Raw genomic sequence first — 26,646 nt, 5'->3', positions numbered from 1 at the left:
GGCCCCGCCGCGGGCCGTGATCGCGTCGATCAGAGCACCGCCGGCGCTTCGGCCGGCATGCCCAGCCTGCGCTCGAAGCCGGGTGGGATGACGATGTCGTCCGGGCTGAGGTCGTGGATCGAGGAGTGGCCCAGCCCGAGCAGGACGGAGTCGATCCCGCCGCGGAGGATGTCCAGGACGTTCTCGACGCCGGCCTGGCCGTTGGCGGCGAGGCCCCACAGGTATGCCCGGCCGATCATCACCGCCCTGGCGCCCAGGGCGACCGCCTTGACGACGTCGCTGCCGCGGCGGATTCCACCGTCGAGCAGCACCTCGATCTGCCCGCCCACGGCACTGGCGATCGCCGGCAGCGCGCGGATCGACGCCGGTGTCGTGTCAAGGTTGTTGCCCCCGTGATTGGACACCGAGATGGCGGTGACCCCGCAGTCGACGGCCCGTTTGGCGTCATCGACGCGGATGACGCCCTTGAGCATGAAGGGCCCGTCCCACTGTTCGCGCATCCAGCGGACGTCGTCCCAGCTGGGCGGCGGGGTCTGCATCCACTGCCCGTACGCCCCGAAGAAGGTCGGCGTCGTGCCGCCCTCGGCCAGGTTGGGCACGGTCAGGTCTGGGACGCGACCGGTCTTGGCATAGTTCAGCAGCCACCGCGGGCGGCTCAGTGCCTGCGGGGCGTATCGCAGCATCGCCTTGACGTTCATGCGCTCGGGGATGGAGGGGCTTCCCCAGTCCCGGCCGTGGGAGAACGACCAGTCCAGCGTGGCGATGAGCCCTCGGGCGCCGGCCGCCTTGGCGGCTTCGAGGCGACTGACCATCTGTTCCCGGGAGCCCATCCAGTAGCTCTGGAAGAACGTCCGCGGGTTGACGGTGACGACCTCTTCCAGCGGCTTGCTGGCGAACGAGCTCAGCGACATGACCGTGCCGCGGGCGGCCGCGGCACGTGCGACCGCGACCTCGCCGTCGGGGTGAACGGCCTGCACGCCGGTCGGTGAGATGATCACCGGCAGGGAGATGTCCTCGCCCATGACCGTGGTCGCCAGGTCTCGCTGGGCGGACAAGCCGGCCACGTGGGGGGCGAAGCCGAGTTCGCCGAACGCCCGCCGGTTGTCCTCGAGTGTCAGGCCGCTCTCCGAACCGGCGATGAGTGCGCCGTACACCGACTTGGGCAGGCGCTTCTTGGCACGCCGCTGCGCCTCCGCCACGGTCTCGAACCAGCCGTTGCTCATGCGGAACGCTCCGTGCTGAAGCCGGCAAGGGGGTCCTCGTCGCAGGCCCGGTCGGGGCGGCGTCCGATGGTCACCGGCACCGCGGTGCTGCGGGTGGCGCGCTGCGTGCGGTGGGAGTGGTCGGGGAACGGGCGCGGCCGGGAGTCGCTCTCGACGCCGGCGAGGGCCGCCTCACCGTAGCCTTGGACGCACTCCGGGTCCGGACCGTCCAGCGGCAGGCCGGTGAAGAACTTCGCGGCCATGCAGCCGCCGCGGCAGGAGTCGAAGTGGGCGCAGCTCGAGCAGGCGCCGCCGGACTGGGGCTGGCGCAGGTCGGTGAACAGGTCGGACTCGCGCCAGACGCGGGTGAAGCCGCCCTCGTCGCGGATGTTGCCGGCCAGGAACGACTCATGGATGGCGAACGGGCAGGCGTAGACGTCGCCGACGGGGTCGATCAGGCACACCACCCGTCCGGCGCCGCAGAGGTTCAGCCCGGGCAGGGCCTGCCCGTAGGCCGAGAGGTGGAAGAAGGAGTCGCCGGTCAGCACCTCTTCGCCGTGTGCGACGAGCCAGTCGTACAGCTGCCGCTGCTGCGCGCCGGTCGGGTGCAGTTCGTTCCACACGTCCGCACCCCGTCCGGCGGGCCGCAGCCGGGTGAGGCGGAGCTGGGCGCCGTAGGCGTCGGCGATGGCCTTGAACTCGTCGAGCTGGCTGACGTTGTGGCGGGTGACCACGACGGAGAGCTTGAAGCCGCGGAAGCCGGCGTCACGAAGGTTGCTCATCGCGCGCATGGCGGTGGCCCAGGAGCCGGCACCGCGGACCGCGTCGTTGACCTCGGCCGTCGCGCCGTCCAGCGAGATCTGTACGTCGACGTAGTCGCTGGCGGCGAGGCGCTGGGCGACCTCGGGGCTGATCTTCACCCCGTTCGTCGAGAACTTCACGCCGACGTGATGTGCTGTCGCGTAGTCGACGAGCTCCCAGAAGTCGGGGCGGACCGTCGGCTCGCCGCCACCGATGTTGACGTAGAACACCTGCATGCGTTCCAGCTCGTCGATGACGGCCTTGGCCTCGGCGGTCGACAGCTCGCGCGGGTCGCGCCGGCCGCTGCTGGACAGGCAGTGTACGCACGACAGGTTGCAGGCGTAGGTCAGTTCCCAGGTCAGGCAGATCGGTGCGTCCAGACCGAGCTGGAAGTGATCGACCAGGCTGCGGGCGACCGGGGCTACCGGTGCGAGGGTCACGGGGTATCCTCCGGGGGTGTTGGATGGGGCCGCGCCGGCACGAGCATGTGGCGGGCGGCGAGGGTCGCCAGGGCGTCCTCGTATCGAGGCAGCTCGGCCTCGCCGAGCCCCGCCGCACAGCATGCCTCCCGTGCTGACGCGGCATCGGGGAGAGCGCGCACGACGTCGAACAGCACGCGGTCCTTGAGGAAGGACAGCCGGCGCGTACCGAAGTGGTACAGCAGGGCCCCGAACGGTTCAGGTCGCACGGAGACCTGGGGGTGCAGGGTCCACGGTTGAGTGGCGTCGAAGCGTTGCACGGGTAGCCCTCCCGTCGGTAGCGGGACGGTTTAGTAGACGCCGCACATGCCGTCGATCGACACGTCCTCGATGAGGAGGTCGGCGTCGTCGTGGCGCACCTCGACGGCCTCGTCGATCGCCGTCGCGGACAGCTGCTCGGCCGGTGCGGTGGCCGAAGGGTACGAGCGACTCATAGCATGCTCCCAAAGCTCGGGCAGGGACTCCCGCCGTGTGCAGAGCACGATAATGGCACCGGGTGCCGAATGGAAGAGGGATGGGTCGACCGTTGGCAGAAACGTCCTCGCCCGACGTGCGGCGTTCCGGCCGCAAGCCCTCGACGTCCCGGGGGGAGCTGGAGCGGCTGGCGCTCGAGCTGTTCGCAACCCGAGGCTTCGACGAGACGGCCGTGGACGACATCGCGGCCGCCGCCGGCATCGGCCGGCGTACCTTCTTCCGCTACTACCCGTCCAAGAACGACGTCGTGTGGGGTGACTTCGACCGCGAGCTCGATCGCATGCGCGAATGGCTGAACACCAGCCACGACGAGCTTCCGTTCATGGACGCGATCCGCGGCGCCGTGATCGCCTTCAACACCTACGATCCCGCGACCTTGGCGTCACACCGCCACCGCATGTCCCTGATCCTCACCGTTCCGGCGCTGCAGGCGCACTCGACGCTGCGCTACGCCGAATGGCGCGCCGTCATCGCGGAGTTCGCGGCCCGGCGGCTCGGGCAGCGCCCCGGCGACTTCCTTCCGTGCGTCATCGGCTACGCGGCACTCGGCGCCGCGATCGCCTCGTACGAGCAGTGGCTGCTCGATGCGCACACACCCCTCGGCGCCCTGTTGGACACGGCGTTTCGTGAGCTGGCCGCGGGCTTCTGCGGACACGAGGGGCCCTAGGGTCGGCGCCGGCCGGAGCGGTCGCCCGTCGAATCTTTGTTTTGGCACCGGGTGCAGGTAGGGTCCACGCAGGCCGGACACTCCGAAGGGGCCGCCATGACCAAGACCTTCGCCCATCCGCTGCGTCGCGCCGCGTTGGGCGCCCATGACCGGCGGGTCGAGGCGCCGTGACGGCGGCGATCCCGGCCTCGCCCGGCAGTGTCGTGGACGAATCCCGGCCTGTCGCGGTCATCACCGGCGCGGCGCGAGGCATCGGCGCCGCGGTCGCCAGGCAGCTGGCCGGTGACTACGACCTCGTGCTCGGCGACGTGCCCGATCCGTGCGTGGTGTCCGATCTGGGCTATCACCTGGCCACGCTGGCGGAGCTCGACGAGGTCGCCGACGCGTGCCGCGCGCTCGGCGCGCGGGTGACCGCCCGCCCGTGCGACGTACGCAGCCCCGCCGACGTCGACGCCCTCGTCGCGGCGGCGGGAGATCGCCTCGTCGCGGCGGTGGCGGTCGCCGGCGTGATCGCAGCGGACGGGCCGGCCTGGGAGCAGACGCCCGCTGACCTCGATCGGGACCTGGCGGTCAACCTGCACGGCGTGGCGAACCTCGCGCGTGCGGCGGTGCCGCGCATGCTGGGCCGGGCCGAGGCGTCCCGGTGCCGCTTCGTCGCAGTCGTCTCCTCGGCCGGGGAGCGCGGCTTGCCCCGGCTGGCCTCGTACGTCGCCGCCAAGCACGCCGCGCTCGGGTACATCCGGGCCCTGGCCGCCGACCTGGGCGATTCGGGCATCACGGCGAATGCCGTCCTGCCGGGCAGTACCCGGACCGCCCTGCTCACCCGCACCGCCCGGGCCTACGGGTTGAACTCGGCCGACGACTTCGCCCGTCACCAGCGGCTCGGGCGCCTCCTCGAACCCGAGGAGGTGGCCGCCGCCGTGGCCTGGCTGTGCTCCGCGGCCGCCTCCGCCACCACCGGCACGGCATTCGCCGTGGACGGCGGGTTCACCGGATGACCGCGTTTGAGCTGGCCCCGGGCGTCGAGCGGCCGGACGCGGCCACCCTCGTCGGCGGCTCGCCCTACCGGGTCATGCGTCTGGCCCCCAAGGGCGTGGCGGCCCTCTCGCAGCTGCTGGCCGCCTCGCAGCCGCCGCCGCCCGAGTCGGCGAGCGGGCGACTCGCCGCCAAGCTGGTCCGGGCCGGCATGCTCGTGCCGCCCATGGCGGAGCCGGTCACGCCCGCCGATGTCACGGTGGTCATCCCGGCACTGTCGGCACCCGAGCCGGTGCGCCGGCTGTTGGAGCGCATCCCTCGCGGGGTGCCGGTCGTCGTGGTCGACGACGGATCGCCCGAACCCCTCGCACCGCTCGCGGAGGGGCGCCCGGACGTCGTCGTCATCCGTCATGCTCAGCGGCGCGGCGCGGCCGCGGCACGAAATTCCGGCGCCGCGCTCGCGGAAACCCGGTGGATCGCCTTCGTCGACGCCGATGTCCAGCCGCCCGCGGGCTGGCTCGGTGCCCTCCTCGGCGTGACCGCCGAGCCCGGCGTGATCGCCGTCGCGCCCCGCGTCGTCACCACCCGTGCGCCCGGTCTCGTCGGAATCGTCGAGTCGCGGGCGAGCGCCCTCGACTTCGGGCGGGTCCCGGCGGACGTCGTCGCCGGCTCGGCCGTCAGCTTCGTCCCCACCGCCACGCTGATCGTCGACCGCGATCACTTCCGCGCCGTCGGTGGCTTCGACGAGGCGATGCCCGTGGGAGAGGACGTCGATCTCGTGTGGCGGTTCACCGACCGCGGCCGCGTCCGCTACGAACCACGCATCGTCGTGTCGCACCAGCCGCGCCCGTCGTTGTGGAAAGCCCTGTCCCGGCGGCGCTTCTACGGAGACAGCGTCGGACTGCTCGAAGTTCGCCACCCCGGGACGATCCGCCACGCCAACGTGTCGATCGGGTCGCTGGCACCGTGGCTGCTGGGCGTCGCCGGTCGCCCCGAGCTGGGCGTGGCGGCCGCCGGCTTCGCGATCGCCGGCGCGCCGCGTGAGCTTCCCCAACTCCCGCCGGGGCAGGCGCGGCGGTTGGCCGCCCGCGGCCAGCTGCTCGCCATCACCGGCCTCGGCCGCTGGATGGTCCGCCCGTTCCTGCCGGTGACAGCGGTCGCGGTAGCGCTTGCGCACCCGCCCCTGCGGCGGCGGCTGCTCCTGGCGATCGCGGCCGGCTACGCCGAGGTGGCGTCGAGCGCCGCCATACAGGAGTACCGCGCGGGCGCCTCGTGCGCGCAGACCGCGCGCGCCGCCGGGGCGACGGTGCTCGCCCGTGCCCTGGACGACGTGGCCTACAGCATCGGGGTGTGGCGCAGTTGCCTGCGATCCCGCGTCCCGGGCCCACTGCTGCCGCGGGTCCGTGACCTCCCTGATCTCCCAGGCTTCCAGCGGCGCCGATGAGAGCACATCCGATGCCGCCGCTGCAAGACGCACGCTGGCCCGAGGTCGAGGCGGCCCATCGCGATGTCCTGGTCCTGCCGATCGGCTCGACCGAGCAGCATGGACCGCACCTTCCCCTCGACACCGACGCGTTCATCGCGGATGCCGTCGCGCGGCGCCTGCACCGGATCCGCCCGCAGGTCGGTCTCGCGCCGGTCCTGCGGCTGGGTGCCAGTGACGAGCACGCGGCCTTCCCGGGGACGCTGTCGATCGGCACGGAGGCCTTGGCGCACCTGGTCAGTGAGCTCGTTCGACGCGCTTCGCGCTGGTGGCGCGCGGTATTCATCGTCAACGGGCACGGTGGCAACGTCGACGCGCTGCGGCAGGTCCGCGCCGCCGGCGAACGCGAAGGCATACCGGTCGTCGTCCACCACCTGACGGTCCCGGGCGGGGACGCCCATGCCGGCCGGACGGAGACCTCCCTCATGCTCCACCTCGACCCGGCCCGGGTCCGTCTCGACCTGGCGGAGCCCGGCGAGACGGCGCCGATCGTCGAGCTCATGCCGCGACTGCGCGCGGACGGCGTCCGAGCCGTGAGCGCGAACGGCGTGCTCGGCAACCCCACCGGCGCGTCCGGCGAGCAGGGTGCCGAGCTGTTCACGCATCTCGTCCAGCGCGCCGACGCGGCCCTGACCGGCCTGCTGACCACGGTCGGCGGGGCCTCGCCGGCGTAGGCAGCCATCTTATATTGCAAGATGTCGTTCCGCATTCTTGACATGGTCTAGCGCCCTGGATAGCGTCCCATGGACGGCATTGCCGCACCGGTTCGGCCACTGGGTCAGGACGGTCCGGCGGCGTGAGATGTTCCCAACCCCTTGGGTTAGCGGCCGACAGCTACCCTCCCGCGAGCCGCATGCCGTCCCGGCGCACGGCTCGATGATCTTCGGCCATCACGAGGCGAGGACTGGAAGACACATGCAGGTAGACAAGCTGGTCGTGGGCGGACGGATCGTCAGCCCGAGCGGCATCGTCGACGCCGCGATCGCCATCGCGGACGGTCGCGTCGTGGCCATCGGTGACGAGCGGGCGCTCCCCGAGGCCGCCGAACGGATCGACTGTGGCGGCAAGTACGTGCTGCCGGGGCTGGTCGACCCACACGTCCACCTGGGCGGTGGCCGGCCGCTCGCCGAGATCTTCGCCTCCGAGACGGCCAGTGCGGCGCGCGGGGGCGTGACCACCGTGTTGCAGTATCGCCGCTCCGGCAAGTCCTTCCTCGACACGTTCCCGGCCGAGCTGGAACTGGCCCGGACCCGGATGCTCGTCGACACGCAGTTCCACTTCATCATCTCGACGATGGAGCAGGTGTACGAGATCCCGCGGTACGCCGAGGAGTTCGGCGTGACGAGCTTCAAGTTCTACATGGGCGGCTACGAGCCGGGGAACCCGATCGGACTGGTCTCGGTCAACGACGCGGTGCTCTACGCGGCGATGGAGCGCATCCGCGAGCTCGGTCCGCACGCCTGGTGCATGGTCCACTGCGAGGACGACTCGCTGGTGTGCCACCTCACCGCCCAGGTGAAGTCCCGCGGCGGCAACGACTTGGCCGCCTATACCGAGTCGCGCCCCGACTTCGTCGAGGAGCAGGACCTGCTCCGGGCGATCTGGCTGGCCGACCTCCAGCAGTGCCCGCTGTACGTGCCCCACACCACCGTGGGCATGGCCGTGGACGCGGCGGCCGAGTCACGGCGCAAGGGGCGCACCGTCGTGCTCGAGACGTGCCCGCACTACCTCGCGCTCACCGCCGACGACCCCCGGCTCACCGCCCACGGCTCGGGGGTCGGGAAGGTCGCCCCGGCCCTGCGCAACGCGGAGCACCAGGCCGAACTCTGGCGCGGCCTGCGCGAGGGCTGGATCGCCACCATCGGATCCGACCACGTTCCGATCGCCAAGTCCGGCAAGGGCTTCTGGGAGGAGGCCCCGGGCTTCGCGGGTCTGGCCACGATGCTTCCCGTCGTGTTGACCGAGGGCTTCCTCAAGGGCCGCATCACCTTGGAGAAGGTCGCCGAGACCATGGCGTACAACCCGGCTCGGCTGTTCGGCCTCTACCCGCGCAAGGGCACGCTGCAGGTCGGCTCGGACGCCGATCTCGTCGTGGTCGACCTGGACAACGAGGTCACGGTCGGGCCCGAGGTCACGCGGAGCGAGTTCCCCAGCGCGTTCGAGGGTGTGCCCCTGCGCGGCTGGCCGACGTTGACGATGCGCCGTGGCGAAGTCATCTTCCGCGACGGCGAGGTCCTGGCCGAACCCGGTAGCGGTCAAGTGATCACCAAACCCGAGCCCGACCTTACCAAGGGAAGGAACTGGCATGCCGCTTAGTGTCAAGCTCGATCCGCGAGAGGTCGGGCTGCTGGTCGTCGATATGCAGAACGGCTTCTGCCACCCCGACGGTTCGCGTGGGCAGGCCTTCGGCGCGGACGCCGTGCGCCGCCCGCGAGAGATCATCCCCAACGTGATCACGGCGATCGACCTGGCGCACCGCCTGGACATCCCGGTGTGGTTCACCCAGCAGGTGCACTACAACGACGACGTCACCCGCGGGCGCCGGCGGATCCCGTCGCACCTGGAGCGGCGTGGCGTCAAGCTGGAGCTCTGCCGGCGCGGCACCTGGGACGCCGAGCTCCTGGACGAGATGAAGGCCGTCCGGCAGGAGCGGGACGAGATCGTCGTGAAGCACCGTTCGAGCGCGTTCTTCCAGACCACGCTCGAGGGCGAGCTGCGCATGCGCGCCGTTCAGGTGCTGATCGTGACCGGGACGACCACGAGCTTCTGTGTCGACTCGACGATCCGCGACGCCTACGCGCGGGACTTCGACGTCGTCGTTCCCGCCGATTGTGTAGCCGACTCTGATGACGCAGCGCATGCCGCGACCCTGGCGAGCATCGAACGATTCCACGGCGTCGTCACCGACCTGACCGGGTTGACGGAAGCGCTGGAGCGCTGAGATGCCAACTCCCACCGGAGCACCGGGAGGGTCAGCGGACGAGCCGGTACGAACGCTCACGGTCGACGGCGCGCGGCTGACGATCACGGGGCCGCCGCACGCGACCCTGCTGGACGAGCTGCGCGCCGCCGGCTACACGGCGCCGAAAGCGTCCTGCCGGCGCGGCGAGTGCGGTGCCTGCACCGTTCTCGTCGACGGCCGGGCGATCATGGCCTGCACGACGCTGGCCGCGCTCGTGTCCGCGGATGTCACCACCGCTGCCGGACTGGGAGAGGCGTGCGACGACCTGCGCGCCGCGTTCGCCGATCACGCCGCGTTCCAATGCGGGTTCTGCACGCCGGGACAGGTCGTGCGCGCCGAGGCCGTGCTTCGCGAGAATCCGCACCGAAGCCGGGACGAGATCACCCGCGCCATGGCGGGCAACGTCTGCCGGTGCACCGGCTATCGCCAGATCGTGGACGCCGTCTGCGCGGTGGCGCAGTCGCGCCGGCAGGCTGTGGAGGCCGGCGCGTGAGCGTGGTCGGTCGTTCCGTGCGTCCGATCGACTGGGTCGAGAAGACGTCAGGCACGGCCCGCTACGCCGCGGACGCGCCGCCCGCCGCGACGCTGGTGGCGCGGGTGCTGCGCGCACCGGTCCCGCACGCGCGGATCCAGCGGCTCGACGTCAGCGAAGCGCTGCGGGTGCCCGGGGTCCGGGCGATCGTCACCGCTGCCGACTTCGCGCCCGGGGTCATGTACGAGCACAGCGGCGAGCCGTACTCCGACCGCTCGCCGCTGGCCGTCGACCGCGTGCTCTATGTCGGCCACGAGGTGGCGGCGGTCGCCGCCGACACCGCCGAGGCGGCCGAGGAGGCGGTGCGACGGATCGTGGTCCGCTACCGCCGGCTGCCGGCCGTGCTGTCCGTGCCGGCCGCGCTTGGCCGGCGGGCACCCCTGCTGCACAAGCGATCGAGCGGAACGAACGTTGCCATGGCCACGGCGGGTCACTGGGGCGATCTGGAACTGGCCACCCGCAACGCCGTCACCTCGGTCGAGGGCACCTACCGCTATCCCCGGGTCAACCATGCCTGCATGGAGCCGAACACCACGATCGCCTGGTGGCACGACGATCGGCTGGAACTGTGGACCTCCTCCCAGGCGCCGCACTTCGTCGTGCACGAGCTGGCGCGGGTGCTCGGGCTGCGGCTGGACCAGGTGGTCTGCCGCGACGTGTCGGTCGGTGGTGGCTTCGGATCGAAGTCGAAGGTGTCCGAGCACGAGGCGCTGGCCGCCGCGCTGTCGATGAAGTGCGGGCAGCCGGTACTGCTGGAGCTCTCGCGCGCCGAGGAGTTCGCGTTCACGAAGCCGCGGCACGCGTTCACCACAACGCTGGTCGCGCACACCGACGCCGACGACCGGATCTGTTTCCTGGACGTCACGGTCGACGTCGACAACGGCGCGTACAACCATTACGGGCCCTCGGTGATGCGTGCCGGCATCAAGCAGCTCGGGTCGATGTACCGACCGGACGCCGTGCGGTGGGACGCTCGGCTGGTCGACACGAACCTGGTGCCCGGCGGGCAGTTTCGCGGATACGGCCAACCCCAGACGGGGATCGCGCTCGAGTCCGCGGTCGACGAGCTCGCCGAGCGATGCGGCCGCGATCCGCTGGAGTTCCGTATCCACAATGCCGGCCGGCCCGACACCCAGGCGCTCGCCGGGGCGTTGATCGGCTCGAATCGGCTGGTCGAGTGCCTGCACAGCGTGCGTGAGCGGATCGGCTGGGACGAGAAGCGGCGCGCGAAGCGGCCTTGGCGCGGCGTGGGCGTCGCGTCCGGGATGCACGCGAGCGGCTCATACGCCTACCCGGGCGGGAACGTCAGCGCGGCCGGCGTCGAGGTGACCAGTACCGGCGACGTCGTGGTGCGTTTCGGCGGGGCGGACGCCGGCACGGGACAGCGCACGATCCTGGGGCAGATCGCCGCCGAGGTGCTTGACGTCCCGTTCGAGCGGGTGCGGGTCATCATGTCCGACTGGGACGAGACCCCGCCGGACATGGGAGCCTGGTCCTCACGCGGTACCCACATGGGCGGTCATGCCACCCGGCAGACCGCCCAGGCGGTCGCCGATCGCCTGCTGGAGCTCGGCGCGGCCAAGCTGGGGACCTCGCAGGTGCGCCTGCGCGCGGGCCGGGTCGAGTCGCCCGACGCCGCCGTCGAGATCGGCGAACTGGTCGAGCTGGCGCCGGAGTCGGTCAACGGCAGCCTGCGCATCGACCTCGAGTACCTCGAGAAACGGATGCAGCCCTACTGGACCGGCATCGACCGCCCGAACATCTCGGCGAGCTACTCGTTCGCCGCGCACGCGGTCGAGGTCGAGGTCGACCCGGACACCGGGGTGATCACGATCCTCGACTACGTCGCGGCCCACGACATCGGCCGGGCGATCAACCCGGCCCTGGTCACCGGCCAGGTCATCGGCGGTGTCGTGCAGGGACTCGGCGCGGCGCTGGGCGAGCGGCTGATCTACGAGGGCGGCCGCGTGGTCAACCCGTCGTATCTGCACTACTCGTTGCCGCGTTCGACGGCGGTGCCGTCGATCGACGTCGAGCTGATCGAGGGACCGGAGCCGGCCGGGCCGTTCAACGCCAAAAGCGTCGGCGAGGTCGCCATCATCCCCGCCGCACCCGCGCTGCTCAACGCCGTGTACGCGGCGACCGGCATCCGGTTCCGGGAACTCCCGCTCACGCCGGATGTCGTCCTCACCGCGCTGCGGGAGCACGCCGGCACACCGCCGCGCCGCCACCACCTGGCACGCCGCCCGTCGCGCTGGCAGATCGAGCTGTTCCGCAGGATGTACCCGCTGGGCCTGCATCACCTGCTCGACCGCGTCGGCACGCGGTGGGCGCGCCGCCCGCAGCCGCGACCGGTCGAGGCGATCGGCCTGCCGGCCACCGTGACCGACGCCGTCGCGGCCCTGGCCGCACCCGATGCGGTGGTCATGGGCGGCGGCAGCGATCTCGTCGTCCAGCGCGATCAGGCCCTGGCGTTCCCGCGGGTACTCGTGGGCACGTCACGGATCAGCGCGATGCGCACGATCGACGAGTTGGGCGACGGTGGGCTGCGGATCGGTGCGGCGGCGACCCTGAGCGAACTCGGGCAGTGGGCGGAGGGACGGATGCCGTTGCTCGCCGAGGCCGTCGACACGATCGCCTCGGCACAGATCCGCGAGGTGGCAACGGTCGGCGGTAACCTCGGGCAGGCGAAGCGCTGCTGGTTCTTCCGCAACGGCTTCGACTGCTACAAGCGGGGCGGCGTGACGTGCCCCTGCTATGCCGTGTCCGGTGATCACCGGCTGCACCACGCGGCGATCGGCGCCCATCGCTGCCAGGCCGTGACGCCGTCGGACCTCGCCACGGTGTTCGCCGTGCTGGATGCGCAGGTGCGCGTCGCGGGGCCTTCGGGCGCCCGGATCACCTCCATCGCGGGGCTGTTCAAGGGTCCGGGGGAACTGCGGCTGCGGCCGGCCGAGTTGATCGAGTCGGTTTCGATCGCCGCCGGCGCACGCGGTAGCTCCGGCGCGTTCGCCAAGCTGCAGCAGTGGGACGGCGACTTCGCACTGGTGTCTGTCGCCGCCTCGGTCTCGATCGCCCCCGACGGTCGTTGGGCATCACCACGTTTCGCGTTCGGCGGGCTGGCGGCGACGCCGTGGATCCCGCGGCGACTCTGCGCCGAACTGTCGGGCACCCGCCCCACCCGGCAGACGGTGACCTCACTTCTCAGCAAGGAGTTCGAGTGGCAGGCACATCCCTTACCGGGCACGCGGTGGAAGCTCGACGCCGCGGTCGGATTGTTGGGTCAGGTCACCGACCGGCTGCTCGGCGGCGGAGGCGGCCATGAGTGAGACCGGGTTGAACGGGGCCGAGCGCGCGCGGCGGATCGCCGAGCGGCTGCGCGCCGGCGGCGTGGAACTCGCCGCGTCCCTGCCGGACAGCTGGCTGAGCCCGCTCATCGATCGGGTCGCCGCGGACGAGCACATCAGGCACGTTCGGGTCAGCCGTGAGGACGACGCCGTGGCGATCGCCGGTGGTGCGGCGCTGATGGGCAAGCGGTCGGTCGTGCTGTGCCAGAACGCCGGGGTGCTCCTGGCGACGAACGTGCTCGCCGCATTCTCCTACCACCACCAGCTCCCGCTGCTCATCGTCGCCGCGGCGCGGGGCGGCGCAGAGGACGGTTTCTACTACCAGATGTACAAGGGCCAAGTGAGTACCGGCGTGGCCACGGCCGCCGGGTTGAGCGTCCATCAGGTGAGCGGCCCCCAGGACGACTGGCTGTTCGAGCGCGCCAGTGAGCAGGCGTGGCTGCAGCGCCGTCCGGTCGTGCTGATGTGCTCCCGCAGTGCGCTGCTGGGTGCGGCCGCATGAAGCGCGCCGAACTGGCGGCGGTGATCGCGGCCGCCGCGCCGAACCACGTGATCATCACGAGCCTGGGTAGCGCCGGGCGCGCCTGGCGTGAGCACGGCGGGCCGAATCCCACGTTCTTCGGCTCCGACCCGATGGGCGCCGCGCCGGGCCTGGCGCTGGGTGCGGCGCTGGCCCGGCCGGACCTGCAGTTCCTGTTGCTCGAAGGCGACGGCGACCTCGTCATGAACCTCGGCGTGCTGCTCGCGATCGCCGACGCCGGGGCCGGGAACCTGCGCGTGGTCGTCTTCCACAACGGCCGGTACGAGACGGGTGGCGGACAACCGCTGGCCGCGGCCGGGCGGGCGGACCTCGGCGCCGTCGCGCTCGGGGCGGGATGGCCGTGGGTGCGCACCCTCGAGCGCGCGGTATCGGGGGACACGCTGCGTGCCGGAGTCGAGGCTCTGCTCTCGGCTCCGGTGGCGCCGGCACTGCTGGTCGCCGAGGTCGATGCGGAGGATTCGCCGTACGGCGGCCCGGGCGAGCTGTCCGGGGTGGAGGCGCGTGTGCAGTTCCAGGAACAACTCCGCAATTGGGAATCGCGAAGGGAAGACGCGGGATGACGGCGCTGATTCTGCGCAACGGCAGGCTTCTGGATCTGCGGCACGGTGGCGAGACCGGTGACGTGGTCATCGTCGACGGCGTGATCACCGACCTCGGGGCGGGTGCCGCGCAACGTCACGACTCGGTCGCCTCCGGGCCGGCCGAGGTCGTGGACCTGGCTGGGGACATCGTCATCCCAGGGCTGATCAACGCGCACACGCACTCCAACCAGACCATCGAGAAGGGGCTGTGCGACGCGCTGCCGCTCGATGCCTGGATGACACTGGCCAGCTACGGGGGCGCCGGCGCGCGCCTCTCGCCGCGCGACCTCTACGTCTCGGCGATGGTCGGGGGCCTGGAGATGCTGCGCAGCGGTACCACCGCCGTGCTGGACTGCGCGCGCGCGGACATCGAATGGGTCGACGACGGCATGGACGCCATCATGCAGGCGTACGTGGATCTCGGCATGCGCGCGAACGTGGCGATCCAGTACTCGGACCTGGACTTCTTCTCGTCCATCCCCATCGATCTGGTCCCCGGCGGCGCCGCCCTGCGCAAGCCACCGATCGCACAGCCCGATCAGGTGCTCGCGGCGGCCGGCCGCTTCATCGACCGCTGGGCCGGCCGCTCCGCCCGGGTCCAGCCGATCCTCGGCCCGTCCTCCCTGCCGCGCTGCTCGACGCCGCTGTTCGAGGCGAGCATCGACCTCGCCCGAAGCCGCGGGGCCAGGCTGCAGACCCACCTGCTGTCCGCGGCGTCCCAGATGACGGTGGCGAAGGAGCGCTACGGCGTCAGCACCGTGGAGTTTCTCGCCGCGATGGGCGCGCTGGAGCCCTGGGCGTCCTTCGCGCACGCGATCTGGCTCGACGACCGCGAGGTGCAGATCTTCGCGGGGACTCCGGCGGTCGCCGTGCACAACCCGGCGAGCAACCTCAAGCTCGGTGCTGGAGTCGCGCCCGTGCCCGCGCTGCTGCGCGCGGGCGCCAGGGTGGCGATCGGATCCGACGGGGCGAGCAGCAACGACACGCAGAACATGTTCGAGACGCTCAAGCTCTCGACGATCGTGCATCGCGTCCAAGGTCCGCAGAGCACCTGGCCCACCGCCATGGACGGCCTGACGATGTGCTGGGCCAACGGCGCCGCGGCGATGGGCTCCGACATCGGCCGGCTGGCCGTCGGCGCCCGGGCGGATCTCACCGTGCTGGACATCGACTACGTGTGGCCCGCCCCTGCGGCGCAGCTTCGCCAGCAGCTTGCCTACGGTGAGCTGGGCAGCGCGGTGCGCAGCGTCTACGTCGAAGGGCGGGCGCTGCTCGCCGACCGCCGGATCACGACGGTGGACGAGTCGGCGATCCGTGCCGAGGCGCGCGAGATCGCGGCGAGGATCTGGAGCACCCTCCCGGACCGGCTGGCTCGCTTCGAGGAGTTCCGCCCGGTGCTCGAGCAGATCGAGGCCGCTGTCGGCGGCGTCGGCGATCGTTGCCACTGAAACAGCGCCAGCGAACCGCATAAGTCGGATCGCCCGGTACTCGTACCGGGCGGTCCGACCTTCGCGTGTAGTCGTTGATGATGATGTGAACATGCCTCGGCCGCTGCGGGACATCGCCCGCAGCGGCCGAGATGTTGCAGAGCAGTGGCGCGAGACCGGTCAGTCCCGGCTGTCGAGCAGCTTGACCGCGACCGCCTTCTCCCGGGTGAATTCGTACAGGGCCCGGTAGCCGTTGCCGGCCGAGAAGCCACTGGCCTTGTACATGTTGAAGGGCAGCCCGATCACGCCGGCGTCGGCGAACTGGTTCACCGACACCTGACCGGCCTGGATCTCCGCGGACATCCGAAGTGCGCGGGAGACGTCCTGGGTCCACAGGCACGCGAGCAACCCGAAGTCGGTCCCGTTCGCCAGGTGGAGGGCGTCGGCCTCGTCGGAGAACGTCTCGAGCGTCAGGACCGGGCCGAAGATCTCCTGGCCGATCACGGGTGTGCTGCGGTCGTCGACTTCCAGGACGGTGGGCTCGAGGAAGTACCCCGCCCCGCGGCCCTGCGGACGTCCGCCGCCGGCGAGCAACTTGGCCCCGTCGCGCAGTGCGGCGCCGAGGATGCCGGACACCCGCTGATGCTGGACGGTGTTGATGAGTGGTCCCATGTCGAGGTCCTCGTCCCATGCGCCGAGCCGGATGTCGGCCATCCGCGCCAGCAGGTGATCGCGGACCTCGCCGATGATGGACCGGTGCACCAGCAGCCGGGAGCCGGCGTTGCAGTTCTGGCCGGCGTTCTCCGTGATGGATCGAACGATCGCCGGGATCGCGACGTCGAGATCGGCGTCAGGAAACACGATGTTCGGCGACTTCCCGCCGAGTTCGAGCTTGATCGGCGTCAGGTGCTGCGCGGCGCCCTGCATGACGAGACGACCGGTCGCCACGGAGCCGACGAAGCTGACGTGGTCGACGCCCGGGTGGCTCACCAGTGCCGCCCCGAGGTCGGCCCCGACACCGGTCAGCACGTTGAGCACGCCCGGGGGCAGGCCGGCCGCCTCGGCCAGCTCGACCAGGGCGTGCACGACGAGCGGCGCGACCTCGGAAGGCTTGAGCACCACGGTGTTGCCCGCGGCCAGGGCCGGCGCGAGGTTGGCCGCGCTCAGCAGCGCCGGGACGTTCCAGGGCAGCACGATCGCGCACACCCCGTATGGCTCGCGCACGGTGTAGCCGAAGAATTCGGGCTGGCGGACGGGGAGTGTGGCGCCGGTCAGCTTGTCCGCCCCGCCAGCCGTGTACGACACGATCGATCCGGCGATGATGATGTTCATCCGGGCGGCCGAGAGCGGCTTGCCGACGTTGCGGGCCTCGATCGCGGCCAGGCGGTCCTGGTTTTCGAAGATGAGTTGTGCCCAGCGGGACAACAGCGCCCCACGCTCGGAGGGCGAGGTCCTGGACCAGCCGCGCGCCGCGGCGCGTGCGGCCGCGACTGCTCGGTCGACGTCGCTGGTCCTGCTCGTGTGGATCCGGCCGTACTCCTCGCCGGTCGCCGGATCGATCGTGGACAGGACCTCGTCGCCGCCCGTCCACTTTCCATCGATGAGCGTGCCTGGCTGATCGATCACTGCGTCAATCGTGGTCACGTAGGGATCATCGGCGAGTGCATCCCACCAGTCAAGATGCTCTCTCGTAATACGTAACAACCGAGCGCCCGCTGCCGCAGGTTCGCGCCGCGGTGACCGGAAAATCTTAGCAAACCGGGCGTACCGCCCGCATGGGGCGGCCGATGGACTCTGGTCGGTCGTCCGAGTATCTCGTATAGCAACGAACCGTATTGCATGACGGGATGGCCGGTGTTACGTTTCGCCAGCCTGAGACTTCAGTCGCCGGCGCTGGCACAGGACCGCAATCGACCTGGGCGACAGCGTCGCCGAACTGGCCGCGATACGTGACTGACACCTGGCGCACGGCGACCTCGCCGAGGCGGACAGGTCCGGAGCCGGACACCCCATACGAAGCCGGATACCCCACACGAAAAGGAACGGGTGCATGATGCGAAATCACAGGTTGGCTGCGCTCTGCGCATCTGCCGTGGTCCTAGCGCTCACGATGACGGCCTGCGGCTCAAGTGGCGGTGGTGGCGGTACGTCCGGTTCGCCGAGCGCGTCGAGCGGCGCGCCGGGTCCCGACCCGTTCGCCGTGGCGAAGGGCCCGAGCGTCGGCAGCCCAGGCACCGCGACGGCACCCGAGTGGGAGGGAAAGACCTCCATCCCGGCCAACCAGCCGGACATGAACAAGGACGGGAAGGTGTCGATCGGCGTCATCACGTCCGGCGACACCGGCGACGGGACCTACTACCAGAGTGTCGCCGACGCGGCGCAGTACGCCGGGAAGAAGTACGGCTGGAAGGTGTCGGTGCAGGGGCTCGTACCCCTGACGCAGGCGCTGAGCACCGCCGAGAACCTCTGCCGTCAGCGCGTCGACATGGTCATCATCGGCGACGCCCAGCTGGCCCAGGCGGTCAACGCCGCCAAGGAGCCGATCTGCAAGGACACGTTCTTCTATCTGCAGGGCGGATACGGCTCGCCCAAGCAGGACGCGACCTTCACCCAGTCCTACGACGTCGGTCTGAGCTACGCCTACGTCTCCGGCGTGGCCGCAGGCGTCTACATGAAGAACAAGAACATCAACAAGGCCGGCTTCATCTCGGGCTTGGCGGCCCCGTTCAACACGACCATCGGCGCGGTCTTCAAGAAGGGCATCCTGTCCCAGGTACCCGACGCGAAGGTGATCGAGACGTACACGGGTGACCAGATCGACGTCGGCAAGGCCGTCGAGGCGTTCGCCGCGCAGCAGTCGCAGGGCGTCGGCCTCGTGTATCCGTACTTCGGCGCCCCGACCGTCGCGATCGCCAAGAAGGCGAACGACGCGAAGATCCCGGTGATCGGGTCGCCGATCGACTTCTGCGACTCGACCTCGCCGGCGTTCGTCGCCTCCGTGATCTTCGCACCCGGCTACTACCTGTCCCCGCTGCTCGACGACTTCGCGAACGGGAAGCTGCCGCTGGGCGGGACCCGCAACTGGCGCCTGGGTGTCGATCCGGTTCCGGCCGTGCGCACGTGCTCGTCGGCCGGCGGCGATGGGGCCGCGATCGACGCGGCGATCAAGCAGGCACAGACCGACATCAACAACGGAACGATCGATCCGTTGAAGCTGGCCACCGGCTGACCTGCGAATGACCATGGCCAACCCGAATGGGTCCAGCATGGTGACCGGCCATCCGATGCTTCGGATGGCCGGTGTCACCAAGTACTTCAACGGCCGCGCCGCCTGCGACGACGTCGACCTCAGCGTCGCTCCCGGAGAGATCCATGGCTTGCTCGGCCAGAACGGCGCGGGCAAGTCGACCTTGATGAACATCCTCCTCGGGCTGGTCCGGCCCGATCGCGGTGTCATCGAGGTGACGGGAAGGCCCGTGACGGTCCGTGATCCCAACGACGCGCGAGCGCAGGGCATCGGGATGGTGCATCAGCACTACAGCCTCATCCCGACGCTGTCGGTCTGGGAGAACATCGCGATCACCACGAAAGGCCGCGTCCAACCGGATCGGATCACGGCGCTGGTCAACGAGACGAGTGCGCGCTACGGGCTGGAAGTGTCGGCGTCGAAGCGCGTCGGCGACCTCACGGTCGGCGAGCAGCAGCGCGTCGAGATCGTCAAGTGCCTCATCGACCACCCGAAACTGCTCATCCTGGACGAGCCGACCGCCGTGCTCACCGAGCGCGAGTCGCAGGCGCTGTTCTCGATGCTCGCTCAGGTCGTCGACTCAGCGGACTGCTCGGTCATCCTCATCAGTCACAACCTCGCCGAGATCCGGTCGGTCGCACACCAGGCGACGATCATGCGCAACGGGCGGGTGGTGTCCCGGCTCGCGCCGTCGGAGACGTCCGTGGCCGTGCTCGCGCGGCACATGATCGGTCACGACCTGCGCAACGAGCCGGACGTCGCCACCGCCATCGGTGCCGACGCGCAGGTCACCCCGGCGCCGGTCGCGACCGGGACGGCGACGGGGAAACCCGGACGCCCGCCCGCTCTGGAGATCGAAGAGGCGACGGCGTTCCTCGCCGGCGGGCGCCGCGCGCTGGACGCGCTCGGCCTGCACGTGCGCGGCGGCGAGGTGCTGGGCGTCGCCGGCGTGGAGGGCAACGGCCAGAAGTGGCTGGCCTCGCTCCTTTCTGGCGCGTTGTCCCTGCACACCGGACGGGTGCGCGTGCGTGGCACGAACATCCGGGTGAACAAGCCGGGCGCGATGAGATCGGCGGGCGTCGCCGTGGTGCCCGAGGACCGGCGTGAGTCCGGTTGTGTCCTGGACATGTCGGTGGCGGACAACATCGCGTTCGCCGCGCTCGGCTCGCTCGCGCGACGCGGTGTGGTGTCACGCCGCCGGGTGCTTGCCCTCGCCGAGCGACTGGTCGACGAGTTCCAGATCGCTGTCGCCTCACTGGACCAGCCGATGCGGTCGTTGTCCGGCGGGAATCAGCAGAAGGTCGTGCTCGCGCGCGAGCTCTCGACGGACCCGAGCGTGCTCGTGCTGGCGCAACCGACGCGCGGGCTGGACGTCGGTGCGATCGCGTACATGCACGAGCGGATTCGCGCGGCCGCGAACGCCGGCGTCGCGGTCGTGCTGATCTCGACGGATCTCAACGAGATCATGCAGGTGTCGGATCGCATCGCGGTCATGTACCGGGGCAAGGTCCGGGGCGAAACCCCCCGCGCCGAAGCCGACTCCGAGAAACTGGGCTTGCTGATGGGTGGTGTGCACGCGTGAGTGGGCTCGAACTGCCGGAGAAGACCAAGGAATCGTCGCCCGCCGGTCAGTCCTCCGACACCGGAATTCGCCCGGGTGGCCTCGGCGGCGAACTGGCCGCCGCGCTTCGTAGCAATTCCGGGCCGGCGGCGCGACAGGTCGGCATGTTCGCCCTGTTCCTCGCCGTCGGCCTGGCGGTCGGGCTGATCCTGGCCTGGTCGACAGGGCACTCGCCAACGGTGGTCCTCGGCAATCTGTTCGAGGGCAGCTTCGGCAACGCGATGTCGATCAGCTACACGCTCTCCTTCGCCGCTCCGCTGCTGCTCGTCGCCGTGGGAACGGTGATCTGCATGCAAGCGGGCCAGTTCAACATCGGCCAGGAGGGTCAGGTCACGCTCGGGGCGGTCGGCGCCGGATTCGTCGTCTTCAACATCGACGGGCCGGGGATCGTGGTCATCCCGCTGGCGTTCGTGGCGGCGGCGGTGGCGGGAGGGCTGTGGGCCGCGCTGGTCGCGCTGCTCAAGTTCACCCGGGGCGTCAACATCGTCGTGAGCTCGCTGCTGTTCGTCTTTCTCGCCGAGCAGCTCATGGTGTGGCTGATCAGTGGCTCCGGACCGTTGCACGACGACGGGGAAGGCGTGCTGGGGGCGGGCACAGCGTCCCAGTCACCCACGGTGCCGGCCGGTTCGAGACTTCCCACGCCGCACCTGTTCGGTCTCGACATCCCCAGCGGCTTCGTGATCGCCGTCGTCGCGGCGATCGTCGTCGCCTGGGTGCTGCGCTCGACACTGCTTGGCTACCGGCTGCGGATTCTGGGCCACAGCCCGGTCGTCGCACACACGATCGGCGTCAGTGAATCCCGCATCGGCTCGCTGGCCGTTGCCGCGTCCGGGGCCTTCGCCGGCGCCGCGGGCGCGGTGATCCTGCTCGGCCAGAGTTTCCAGCTCCACCCGGGTACCGCTAGCAGCATTGGATGGAACGGGTTGCTCATCGCATTGGCGGCGCGAACGAAGACCGGTGTCAGCGCCGTCCTCGCGGTCGTCTTCGGCGCCATGATCGCGGGTGGCGGTCTCCTCGGCAGCGACAACGTGCCGGTCGACATCGTCAACGTCATGACCGCGTCGATCGTGGTCGCGCTTCTGTGTCCCCCCGTCGTGCTCGTCGCTCTGCGACGGCGCCGGCAGCGTCGAGCCGCGCAGGTGACGGCATGAGTGTCGCGGTTGACATCCAGACGGTTCTGGCCGTGTCGGTGCCGCTCGCGGTGCCGCTGCTGTTCGCGGGCCTGGGGGAGTACGTCGCCCAGCGTGCGGGAGCCTTCAACCTCTCCGTCGAGGGAATGATGCTCTCCGCGGCGTTCTTCGGTGCGTACGGCGCCTCGGCGTCGGGTTCGCCGCTGGTCGGTCTCCTGTTCGGCATCGTGGCCGGCGCGGTGGTTGCCGTCATCCACGGCAACCTGAGCCATCGGCTGCAGCTCAACACCTATGTCGTCGGTCTGTCCCTCAACGTCCTGGTGCTGGGCGTGACGAACTATCTGCTGACGACGACGGCGTTCGACATCCCGAGGGTGACGAGTCTGGGCATCCCCGGATTGGCGGACATCCCCGTCGTCGGCAAGCCGCTCTTCGACCAGCCGTGGGTCGTCTACGTCATTCCACTGCTGATCATCGCGATCTGGGCCGCCTGGCGTACCCGGTGGGGCCTGGAGATTCGCGGGGCCGGCGACGATCCGGTCGCGAGCGACCTGACCGGTATCAAGGTGAATGCCCGGCGGCGTCAGGCGCTGTTGTTCTGCGGCCTGTGCGCGGGCGCCGGTGGAGCCTTCCTGTCGGTGTTCCAGTCGAGCTCCTTCACCTCCGGCATGACAGCCGGGCGCGGGTACATCGTCATCGCCGCGGTGATCTTCGGCGGCTGGACGCTGCGGGGCGTGGTCGCGGCCTGTGTCCTGTTCGGCGTCGCCGAGGGGCTGCCGCTCGCGCTGCCCGCGATCGGCATCACGCCGTCACCGCAGCTGCTCGTCGCCGCACCGTACCTGCTTGCGGTGATCTCGCTGGCGCTGCTGGGCAGGCGACTGCACCAACCCTTGGCCCTCGGCCAGCCCTTCGCCCCATCCCGATAGCGAGCAACGAGAAGCGAGCGGGAGGCTTGACCATCGGGTCGCCTCCCGCTCGCTTCGGCATGGCATCGGTGGGTCGAAAACGCGCCGGCAGCCACATGGGCTGCCGGCGCGGGCGCTGCGATCTCCCGGGGCCTAGTCGAACAGGATGACGCCGCGAAGGTTGACGCCGGCGTGCATGTCCTTGTAGCCCTGACCGATCTCGTCGAGCCGGTACGTCCTGGTGATGATCTCGTCGAGGCGAAGCGAACCGGCCCGGTACATGTTGAGCAGGTTCAGGATGTCCCACGCCGGGTTGCACTCGCCGAACAGCGAGCCCTGCAGCCGCTTCTGATACAGGGTGAGCTCGGCGAGGTTGACGGGAATCCCGGTGTCGGCGTTGTTGCCGAGGCCCGTGACCACGGCCGTGCCGCCCTTACGGATGGCGGAGAAGGCTTGGCCGACGTGCTCGGAGCGCACGACGCCCACCGTCACGATGGCCGAGTCCGCACCCTGACCGTTGCTGAACTGCCGGGCGAGCTCGGTGGCCTCGTCCATGGTCGCGAAAGCGTGCGTGGCGCCGAACCGCTTCGCCTGCTCGCGCTTGAACTCGACCGGGTCGACCGCGATGACCGTCGTCGCTCCCGCGTGGACGGCTCCCTGGACGGCGTTGATCCCGATGCCGCCGATCCCCATCACGATGACGACGTGGCCGGGACGAACCTGTGCGGAGTTGACCGCGGCACCCCAGCCGGTGGCCACGCCGCAACCGACCAGGCACGCCTTGTCGAGCGGAATGTCCTTCGGGACCTTGACCGCGGAGCGCGCGGAGACGGTCGTCGTCTCGACGAACGTGGAGACACCGCACATCTGTCCGACCGGCGCGCCCGAGTCGGCCATGCGCAGGCGCGGAGTGACAGGTGGCATCCACACCAGCGCGCCGTCGTCGCACAGGTTCTGCATGCCCGAGGAGCACCACCGGCAGCGTCCGCACGCGGGGAGGAAGGACAGCACGACGTGGTCGCCCTCGCTCAGACCGGTCGTGCCGGGGCCGACCTTGGTGACGATGCCGGCTCCCTCGTGGCCAACGGCAAAGGGGTAGATGGCGACGGGGGAGTCGCCGACGGCGACGTGGTCATCGGAGTGGCACAAGCCCGCCGCAACCATCCTGACCTGGATCTCTCCCTCACGCGGATCCTCGACCTCGAGGTCGACCACCTCGTAAGGGCCGGGTGCATTGCGTATGATTGCGCCTTTGGTTCGCATTGGTAGCCCTATCCTCGTCGCCGGTTCCGTCGCTGACGTCAGCCGGATGGTCGGTGGTCACCGCGAGCGGCCCTGTGGCCGTGCCGCGCAGGGGGTGCCGAACAGACACTAAGCCAGCATCCCGCGCTTCGCAATGCGAGACGTTGACTCGTCAAGTGAGACGCTGTTACGTTGCTCCCGCGGTTTGAAATGGCGGCCATGCACACCAAGGACAGGTCATGCCAGCAGATGAGATGTTCGATCACCACTCACCCGAATGTCGCGATGACATCGTTGGTTACTACGCGGATTTTCGTCAGAAGTGCCCCGTCGGCAGATCCACGGCCCATGAGTCGGGTTACGTCTACCTCGCCCGATACGCCGACGTCTTCCAGGTAGCCCGAAACGACGCGCTGTTCTCGTCGACCCGCGCGGCGGGCAATCTCAGCGGAACCGCGATCGTGATCCCGAGCGGTCCGTTCGGCGAGCACCTCCAGTATCCGCTTGAGATGGACCCGCCGGACACGCTGGAGTATCGCCGCCTCCTCGACCTGATCCTGTCGCCCGCCGCGGTGGACGAGCTTCGGCCGATGATCGCCCGGCACGCGACGCGCATCGTGGACGGGTTCATCGAGAAGGGTAGCGCCGACCTCGTCCGTGAGCTGACGAATCCGCTGCCCAGTGCCGTCACGCTCGACTGGCTCGGATTCCCGGAAGAGGACTGGGTGCGCATCGGCCGCCCGATCCACGATGTGTTCACGTCGGAGCCGGGCAGCGAGCGAGCGGCGAAGGCGATCGAGGGCGTCATCTACATGGAGCAGCGCATCGCCGAGCTCATCACCGAGCGCCGCGCGAACCCGCAGGACGACGCCATCAGCGTGCTGGTCGCGCAGCGCAAGGCGGACGGGTCCGAGTTCACCGATGCCGAACTGCTCTCCGTGATCGGCATCGCGGTCTCCGGCGGGGTCGACACGACGACCTCGCTGACCGGCTCGGTGCTCGTTCACCTCGATGAGCACCGGGACATGCGCCAGCAGCTCATCGACGCTCCCGACCTGCTGATCGACGGGACGGACGAGTTTCTGCGCCGGTACGGTCCGGTGACGGCGATGGCCCGCACGGTCACCGCGGACACGGAGCTCGGCGGCTGCCCGATCAAGGCCGGCGAGCGGATCCTGGTGCCGTGGTTCGCCGCGAACCACGACCCGGCGGTGTTCACCAACCCGGAGCAGGTCCAGCTCGATCGGGACGCCAGCAGGCATCTGGCGTTCGGTACCGGCACGCACCGGTGCCCGGGCGCGCACCTCGCGCGCGCGATGTTCCAGGAGATGATCTACCAGATCCTCACCCGGATCCCCGACTACCGCGTGAACCGCGACGAGCTCGTCGGCTACCCGTCGCGCGGCAACCACATGGGCTGGGACGTCATCCCGGCGGAGTTCACCCCGGGATCGCGCGCCGGTGCCGCAGCCGCCACGGTCACGTCCGCCGCGCCACGTCAGGCGGGGACGTTCGACGTGGTGCTCGAGGCCGTGCAGAGCGTGGCCGATCGCGTGATCAAGGTGGCGATGCGGTCAGTCGACGGCGCCGACCTGCCCGCCTGGCAGCCCGGCGCGCACCTTGAGATCAGGTTGCCGTCCGGGCGGCTACGGCAGTACTCGCTGTGTGGCACCCCCGCGGACCGGCAGACCTACGAGATCGCGGTGCTGCACGAGGAGGCGGGCCGAGGCGGATCGGCCGAGTTCCACGAGATCGCGACACCGGGGCGGACGCTGACGGTCCGCGGACCGCGCAACCACTTCCCGCTCGTCGAGGCCGAGGACTACCTCCTGCTCGCCGGGGGCATCGGTATCACCCCGATCCTCGCCATGACGCGCTCGCTGACGCACCGTGGCAAGAACCTGAAGCTCGTCTACGGAGGCCGGACGCACAGTTCCATGGCGTTCCGCGCGGAGCTGGAGACCCTGCCCGAGGCCCAGCGTGCCCTCGTCGCCCAGGACCAGCACGGGCTTCCCGACTTCCGTACGGCGATCCAGGAATGCGCGCCGGGGACAGCGATCTACTGCTGCGGCCCTAGCGCGATGATCACCGCGGTGCAGCAACTGTGCGACGAACTCGGCGTGCGGGATCAGCTGCACGTCGAGCGGTTCGCCGCCAGCGACGAACAGGAGGCGAGGATCGCCTCCACCGAGGACAACACGCCGTTCCAGGTGGAGCTGGCCAGGTCGGGCGTCGTGCTCGACGTCCCCGTCGACAAACGGCTGATCGACGTCGTGCGCGGTGCGGTGCCCGGACTCGCCTACGACTGCGAGAAGGGCTTCTGCGGATCCTGCGAGACCCGCGTGCTGGCCGGCACGCCCGATCACCGGGACGAGGTGCTGACGAAGGACGAGCGCGAGGCCGGCGCGACGATGATGATCTGCATCAGCCGCGCCCAGTCACAGCGGCTGGTCCTCGACCTCTGACGCCATGCGGGCGACGGCAACCGCCGTCGCCCGACGCGGCCGGCAACGTCATCATGGGCGGCCAGGGGCCGCCGAGCTCATCGAGGAGGAAGCCCGATGTCGCCACTGAATCCCGCCCTGTTCGGCAAGGTGATCAACTGGGCCGACATACCCCAGCGGGAGATCCGGCCCGGCGTGCGGCGGCGCATCTTCGCCACCGACGAGGTGCTGATCGGGCACCACGAGCTGGAGGTGGGCATGGAGGTCAACCCCCACTCACACGCCGACTTCGACCAGCTCGTCTACATCGAGTCCGGCCGGTGCAACTACTACGTCGACGGCGTGGCGAACGACATGCGGGCCGGGTCGTTCCTGCTCGTGCCGCGCGGCGCCGAGCACTACGTGGAGCCCACCGAGGGTCCCTGCGTGAACATCGACTTCTTCGTTCCGCCGCGGGCGGATCTGCTCGCCAAGCTGGAGCTGGACGAGGTCCTGCGCGAGCGCGACTGACCCGATCCGCGGCACGGAACCTCGCACATGTGCGCGGAGCCAAACGCATAAAAAGCTCGAGCGCTGCCGACCGGCG

General features: G+C 70.2%; 23 protein-coding genes. 17 read left to right on the top strand and 6 right to left on the bottom strand.

The window, feature by feature from the left end; all coding sequences use genetic code 11:
- Positions 1 to 29 precede the first annotated feature (29 nt).
- Genes mftD through mftA form a run of 4 tightly spaced genes read right to left on the bottom strand, consistent with a single transcriptional unit; the run spans position 30 to position 2,916 of the window.
- The gene (gene mftD, locus AB0367_RS04690; protein ID WP_366224796.1) at positions 30 to 1,223 is read right to left on the bottom strand and encodes a pre-mycofactocin synthase MftD; all 1,194 of its coding nucleotides are present in this window, start codon (positions 1,221 to 1,223) and stop codon (positions 30 to 32) included.
- Positions 1,220 to 2,443 carry a mycofactocin radical SAM maturase gene (mftC, locus tag AB0367_RS04685; protein WP_366224795.1) on the bottom strand — a complete coding sequence of 408 codons (1,224 nt, stop codon included), beginning with the start codon at positions 2,441 to 2,443 and terminating at the stop codon, positions 1,220 to 1,222. The genes mftD and mftC overlap by 4 nt, the downstream gene beginning before the upstream one ends.
- On the bottom strand, positions 2,440 to 2,742 hold the full coding sequence (mftB, locus tag AB0367_RS04680) for a mycofactocin biosynthesis chaperone MftB (RefSeq protein WP_366224794.1): 303 nt from the start codon (positions 2,740 to 2,742) through the stop codon (positions 2,440 to 2,442). The genes mftC and mftB overlap by 4 nt, the downstream gene beginning before the upstream one ends.
- A 30-nt stretch (positions 2,743 to 2,772) precedes the next feature.
- Positions 2,773 to 2,916 carry a mycofactocin precursor MftA gene (gene mftA / locus AB0367_RS04675; RefSeq protein WP_366224793.1) on the bottom strand — a complete coding sequence of 48 codons (144 nt, stop codon included), beginning with the start codon at positions 2,914 to 2,916 and terminating at the stop codon, positions 2,773 to 2,775.
- 92 nt (positions 2,917 to 3,008) lie between these two features.
- On the opposite strand from mftA, the gene mftR reads away from it, so the two are divergent.
- The 11 genes from mftR (at position 3,009) to AB0367_RS04620 (ending at position 15,492) form a co-directional block, all read left to right on the top strand.
- Positions 3,009 to 3,623, top strand: a complete 615-nt coding sequence (gene mftR / locus AB0367_RS04670) for a mycofactocin system transcriptional regulator (protein WP_366224792.1) — start codon at positions 3,009 to 3,011, stop codon at positions 3,621 to 3,623.
- A 167-nt stretch (positions 3,624 to 3,790) separates the two neighbouring features.
- On the top strand, positions 3,791 to 4,621 hold the full coding sequence (locus AB0367_RS04665; RefSeq protein WP_366224791.1) for an SDR family oxidoreductase: 831 nt from the start codon (positions 3,791 to 3,793) through the stop codon (positions 4,619 to 4,621).
- A complete protein-coding gene (gene mftF / locus AB0367_RS04660; RefSeq protein WP_366224790.1) occupies positions 4,618 to 6,042 on the top strand; it encodes a mycofactocin biosynthesis glycosyltransferase MftF in 1,425 nt (474 codons plus the stop codon). Before AB0367_RS04665 ends, mftF begins: the two co-directional genes overlap by 4 nt.
- Positions 6,039 to 6,755, top strand: coding sequence for a mycofactocin biosynthesis peptidyl-dipeptidase MftE (gene mftE, locus AB0367_RS04655; RefSeq protein ID WP_366224789.1), 717 nt, complete (start codon positions 6,039 to 6,041; stop codon positions 6,753 to 6,755). The genes mftF and mftE overlap by 4 nt, the downstream gene beginning before the upstream one ends.
- A gap of 241 nt (positions 6,756 to 6,996) precedes the next feature.
- Positions 6,997 to 8,397 carry an amidohydrolase family protein gene (locus tag AB0367_RS04650; protein WP_366224788.1) on the top strand — a complete coding sequence of 467 codons (1,401 nt, stop codon included), beginning with the start codon at positions 6,997 to 6,999 and terminating at the stop codon, positions 8,395 to 8,397.
- Positions 8,387 to 9,022 carry an isochorismatase family cysteine hydrolase gene (locus AB0367_RS04645; protein WP_366224787.1) on the top strand — a complete coding sequence of 212 codons (636 nt, stop codon included), beginning with the start codon at positions 8,387 to 8,389 and terminating at the stop codon, positions 9,020 to 9,022. Before AB0367_RS04650 ends, AB0367_RS04645 begins: the two co-directional genes overlap by 11 nt.
- Position 9,023: 1 nt before the next feature.
- The gene (locus tag AB0367_RS04640; RefSeq protein WP_366224786.1) at positions 9,024 to 9,536 is read left to right on the top strand and encodes a 2Fe-2S iron-sulfur cluster-binding protein; all 513 of its coding nucleotides are present in this window, start codon (positions 9,024 to 9,026) and stop codon (positions 9,534 to 9,536) included.
- Positions 9,533 to 12,904, top strand: coding sequence for a molybdopterin cofactor-binding domain-containing protein (locus AB0367_RS04635; RefSeq protein WP_366224785.1), 3,372 nt, complete (start codon positions 9,533 to 9,535; stop codon positions 12,902 to 12,904). The genes AB0367_RS04640 and AB0367_RS04635 overlap by 4 nt, the downstream gene beginning before the upstream one ends.
- A complete protein-coding gene (locus AB0367_RS04630) occupies positions 12,897 to 13,424 on the top strand; it encodes a thiamine pyrophosphate-binding protein (RefSeq protein ID WP_366224784.1) in 528 nt (175 codons plus the stop codon). The genes AB0367_RS04635 and AB0367_RS04630 overlap by 8 nt, the downstream gene beginning before the upstream one ends.
- Positions 13,421 to 14,023, top strand: a complete 603-nt coding sequence (locus AB0367_RS04625; protein ID WP_366224783.1) for a thiamine pyrophosphate-dependent enzyme — start codon at positions 13,421 to 13,423, stop codon at positions 14,021 to 14,023. Before AB0367_RS04630 ends, AB0367_RS04625 begins: the two co-directional genes overlap by 4 nt.
- Positions 14,020 to 15,492: an amidohydrolase family protein gene (locus AB0367_RS04620; RefSeq protein ID WP_366224782.1), complete on the top strand. Its 1,473-nt coding sequence runs from the start codon at positions 14,020 to 14,022 to the stop codon at positions 15,490 to 15,492. Before AB0367_RS04625 ends, AB0367_RS04620 begins: the two co-directional genes overlap by 4 nt.
- Before the next feature lie 159 nt (positions 15,493 to 15,651).
- On the opposite strand, the gene AB0367_RS04615 is transcribed toward AB0367_RS04620, so the two are convergent.
- The gene (locus tag AB0367_RS04615) at positions 15,652 to 17,115 is read right to left on the bottom strand and encodes an aldehyde dehydrogenase family protein (protein ID WP_366224781.1); all 1,464 of its coding nucleotides are present in this window, start codon (positions 17,113 to 17,115) and stop codon (positions 15,652 to 15,654) included.
- A gap of 556 nt (positions 17,116 to 17,671) precedes the next feature.
- On the opposite strand from AB0367_RS04615, the gene AB0367_RS04610 reads away from it, so the two are divergent.
- The 4 genes from AB0367_RS04610 (at position 17,672) to AB0367_RS04595 (ending at position 22,395) form a co-directional block, all read left to right on the top strand.
- Positions 17,672 to 18,700, top strand: coding sequence for a BMP family ABC transporter substrate-binding protein (locus AB0367_RS04610; protein ID WP_366224780.1), 1,029 nt, complete (start codon positions 17,672 to 17,674; stop codon positions 18,698 to 18,700).
- Between the two features lie 64 nt (positions 18,701 to 18,764).
- On the top strand, positions 18,765 to 20,300 hold the full coding sequence (locus AB0367_RS04605; protein ID WP_366224779.1) for an ABC transporter ATP-binding protein: 1,536 nt from the start codon (positions 18,765 to 18,767) through the stop codon (positions 20,298 to 20,300).
- Positions 20,297 to 21,490 (top strand): hypothetical protein, encoded by a 1,194-nt coding sequence (locus AB0367_RS04600; protein WP_366224778.1) that lies wholly within the window; start codon positions 20,297 to 20,299, stop codon positions 21,488 to 21,490. Before AB0367_RS04605 ends, AB0367_RS04600 begins: the two co-directional genes overlap by 4 nt.
- Complete coding sequence (locus AB0367_RS04595; protein ID WP_366224777.1) at positions 21,487 to 22,395, top strand: ABC transporter permease; 909 nt, start codon at positions 21,487 to 21,489, stop codon at positions 22,393 to 22,395. The genes AB0367_RS04600 and AB0367_RS04595 overlap by 4 nt, the downstream gene beginning before the upstream one ends.
- A gap of 132 nt (positions 22,396 to 22,527) precedes the next feature.
- Here AB0367_RS04595 and AB0367_RS04590 read toward each other — a convergent pair whose 3' ends face one another.
- On the bottom strand, positions 22,528 to 23,637 hold the full coding sequence (locus tag AB0367_RS04590) for an NDMA-dependent alcohol dehydrogenase (protein WP_366224776.1): 1,110 nt from the start codon (positions 23,635 to 23,637) through the stop codon (positions 22,528 to 22,530).
- Between the two features lie 218 nt (positions 23,638 to 23,855).
- Between AB0367_RS04590 and AB0367_RS04585 the strand changes: the two genes are divergently transcribed.
- Together AB0367_RS04585 and AB0367_RS04580 are read left to right on the top strand one after the other, a co-directional pair.
- Positions 23,856 to 26,081 (top strand): cytochrome P450, encoded by a 2,226-nt coding sequence (locus tag AB0367_RS04585; RefSeq protein WP_366224775.1) that lies wholly within the window; start codon positions 23,856 to 23,858, stop codon positions 26,079 to 26,081.
- 96 nt (positions 26,082 to 26,177) lie between these two features.
- A complete protein-coding gene (locus tag AB0367_RS04580; RefSeq protein ID WP_366224774.1) occupies positions 26,178 to 26,570 on the top strand; it encodes a cupin domain-containing protein in 393 nt (130 codons plus the stop codon).
- Positions 26,571 to 26,646: the final 76 nt, after the last annotated feature.

The sequence above is a fragment of the Dactylosporangium sp. NPDC051484 genome, from assembly GCF_040689395.1.
Classification (GTDB): domain Bacteria; phylum Actinomycetota; class Actinomycetes; order Mycobacteriales; family Micromonosporaceae; genus Dactylosporangium.
The sequence above is the reverse complement of the archived record's forward strand: the minus strand, read 5'-3'. Positions and strand labels throughout refer to the sequence as shown.

Bases quoted from the DNA above. Each gene is read 5' to 3' on its own strand.
- mftA (WP_366224793.1), bottom strand. From the start codon at position 2,916: ATGAGTCGCTCGTACCCTTCGGCCACCGCACCGGCCGAGCAGCTGTCC.
- AB0367_RS04605 (WP_366224779.1), top strand. From the start codon at position 18,765: ATGGCCGGTGTCACCAAGTACTTCAACGGCCGCGCCGCCTGCGACGAC.
- AB0367_RS04595 (WP_366224777.1), top strand. From the start codon at position 21,487: ATGAGTGTCGCGGTTGACATCCAGACGGTTCTGGCCGTGTCGGTGCCG.
- AB0367_RS04645 (WP_366224787.1), top strand. From the start codon at position 8,387: ATGCCGCTTAGTGTCAAGCTCGATCCGCGAGAGGTCGGGCTGCTGGTC.
- mftD (WP_366224796.1), bottom strand. From the start codon at position 1,223: ATGAGCAACGGCTGGTTCGAGACCGTGGCGGAGGCGCAGCGGCGTGCC.
- mftF (WP_366224790.1), top strand. From the start codon at position 4,618: ATGACCGCGTTTGAGCTGGCCCCGGGCGTCGAGCGGCCGGACGCGGCC.
- AB0367_RS04620 (WP_366224782.1), top strand. From the start codon at position 14,020: ATGACGGCGCTGATTCTGCGCAACGGCAGGCTTCTGGATCTGCGGCAC.
- AB0367_RS04640 (WP_366224786.1), top strand. From the start codon at position 9,024: ATGCCAACTCCCACCGGAGCACCGGGAGGGTCAGCGGACGAGCCGGTA.
- AB0367_RS04630 (WP_366224784.1), top strand. From the start codon at position 12,897: ATGAGTGAGACCGGGTTGAACGGGGCCGAGCGCGCGCGGCGGATCGCC.
- AB0367_RS04590 (WP_366224776.1), bottom strand. From the start codon at position 23,637: ATGCGAACCAAAGGCGCAATCATACGCAATGCACCCGGCCCTTACGAG.
- AB0367_RS04580 (WP_366224774.1), top strand. From the start codon at position 26,178: ATGTCGCCACTGAATCCCGCCCTGTTCGGCAAGGTGATCAACTGGGCC.
- AB0367_RS04650 (WP_366224788.1), top strand. From the start codon at position 6,997: ATGCAGGTAGACAAGCTGGTCGTGGGCGGACGGATCGTCAGCCCGAGC.
- AB0367_RS04625 (WP_366224783.1), top strand. From the start codon at position 13,421: ATGAAGCGCGCCGAACTGGCGGCGGTGATCGCGGCCGCCGCGCCGAAC.
- AB0367_RS04585 (WP_366224775.1), top strand. From the start codon at position 23,856: ATGCCAGCAGATGAGATGTTCGATCACCACTCACCCGAATGTCGCGAT.
- mftE (WP_366224789.1), top strand. From the start codon at position 6,039: ATGAGAGCACATCCGATGCCGCCGCTGCAAGACGCACGCTGGCCCGAG.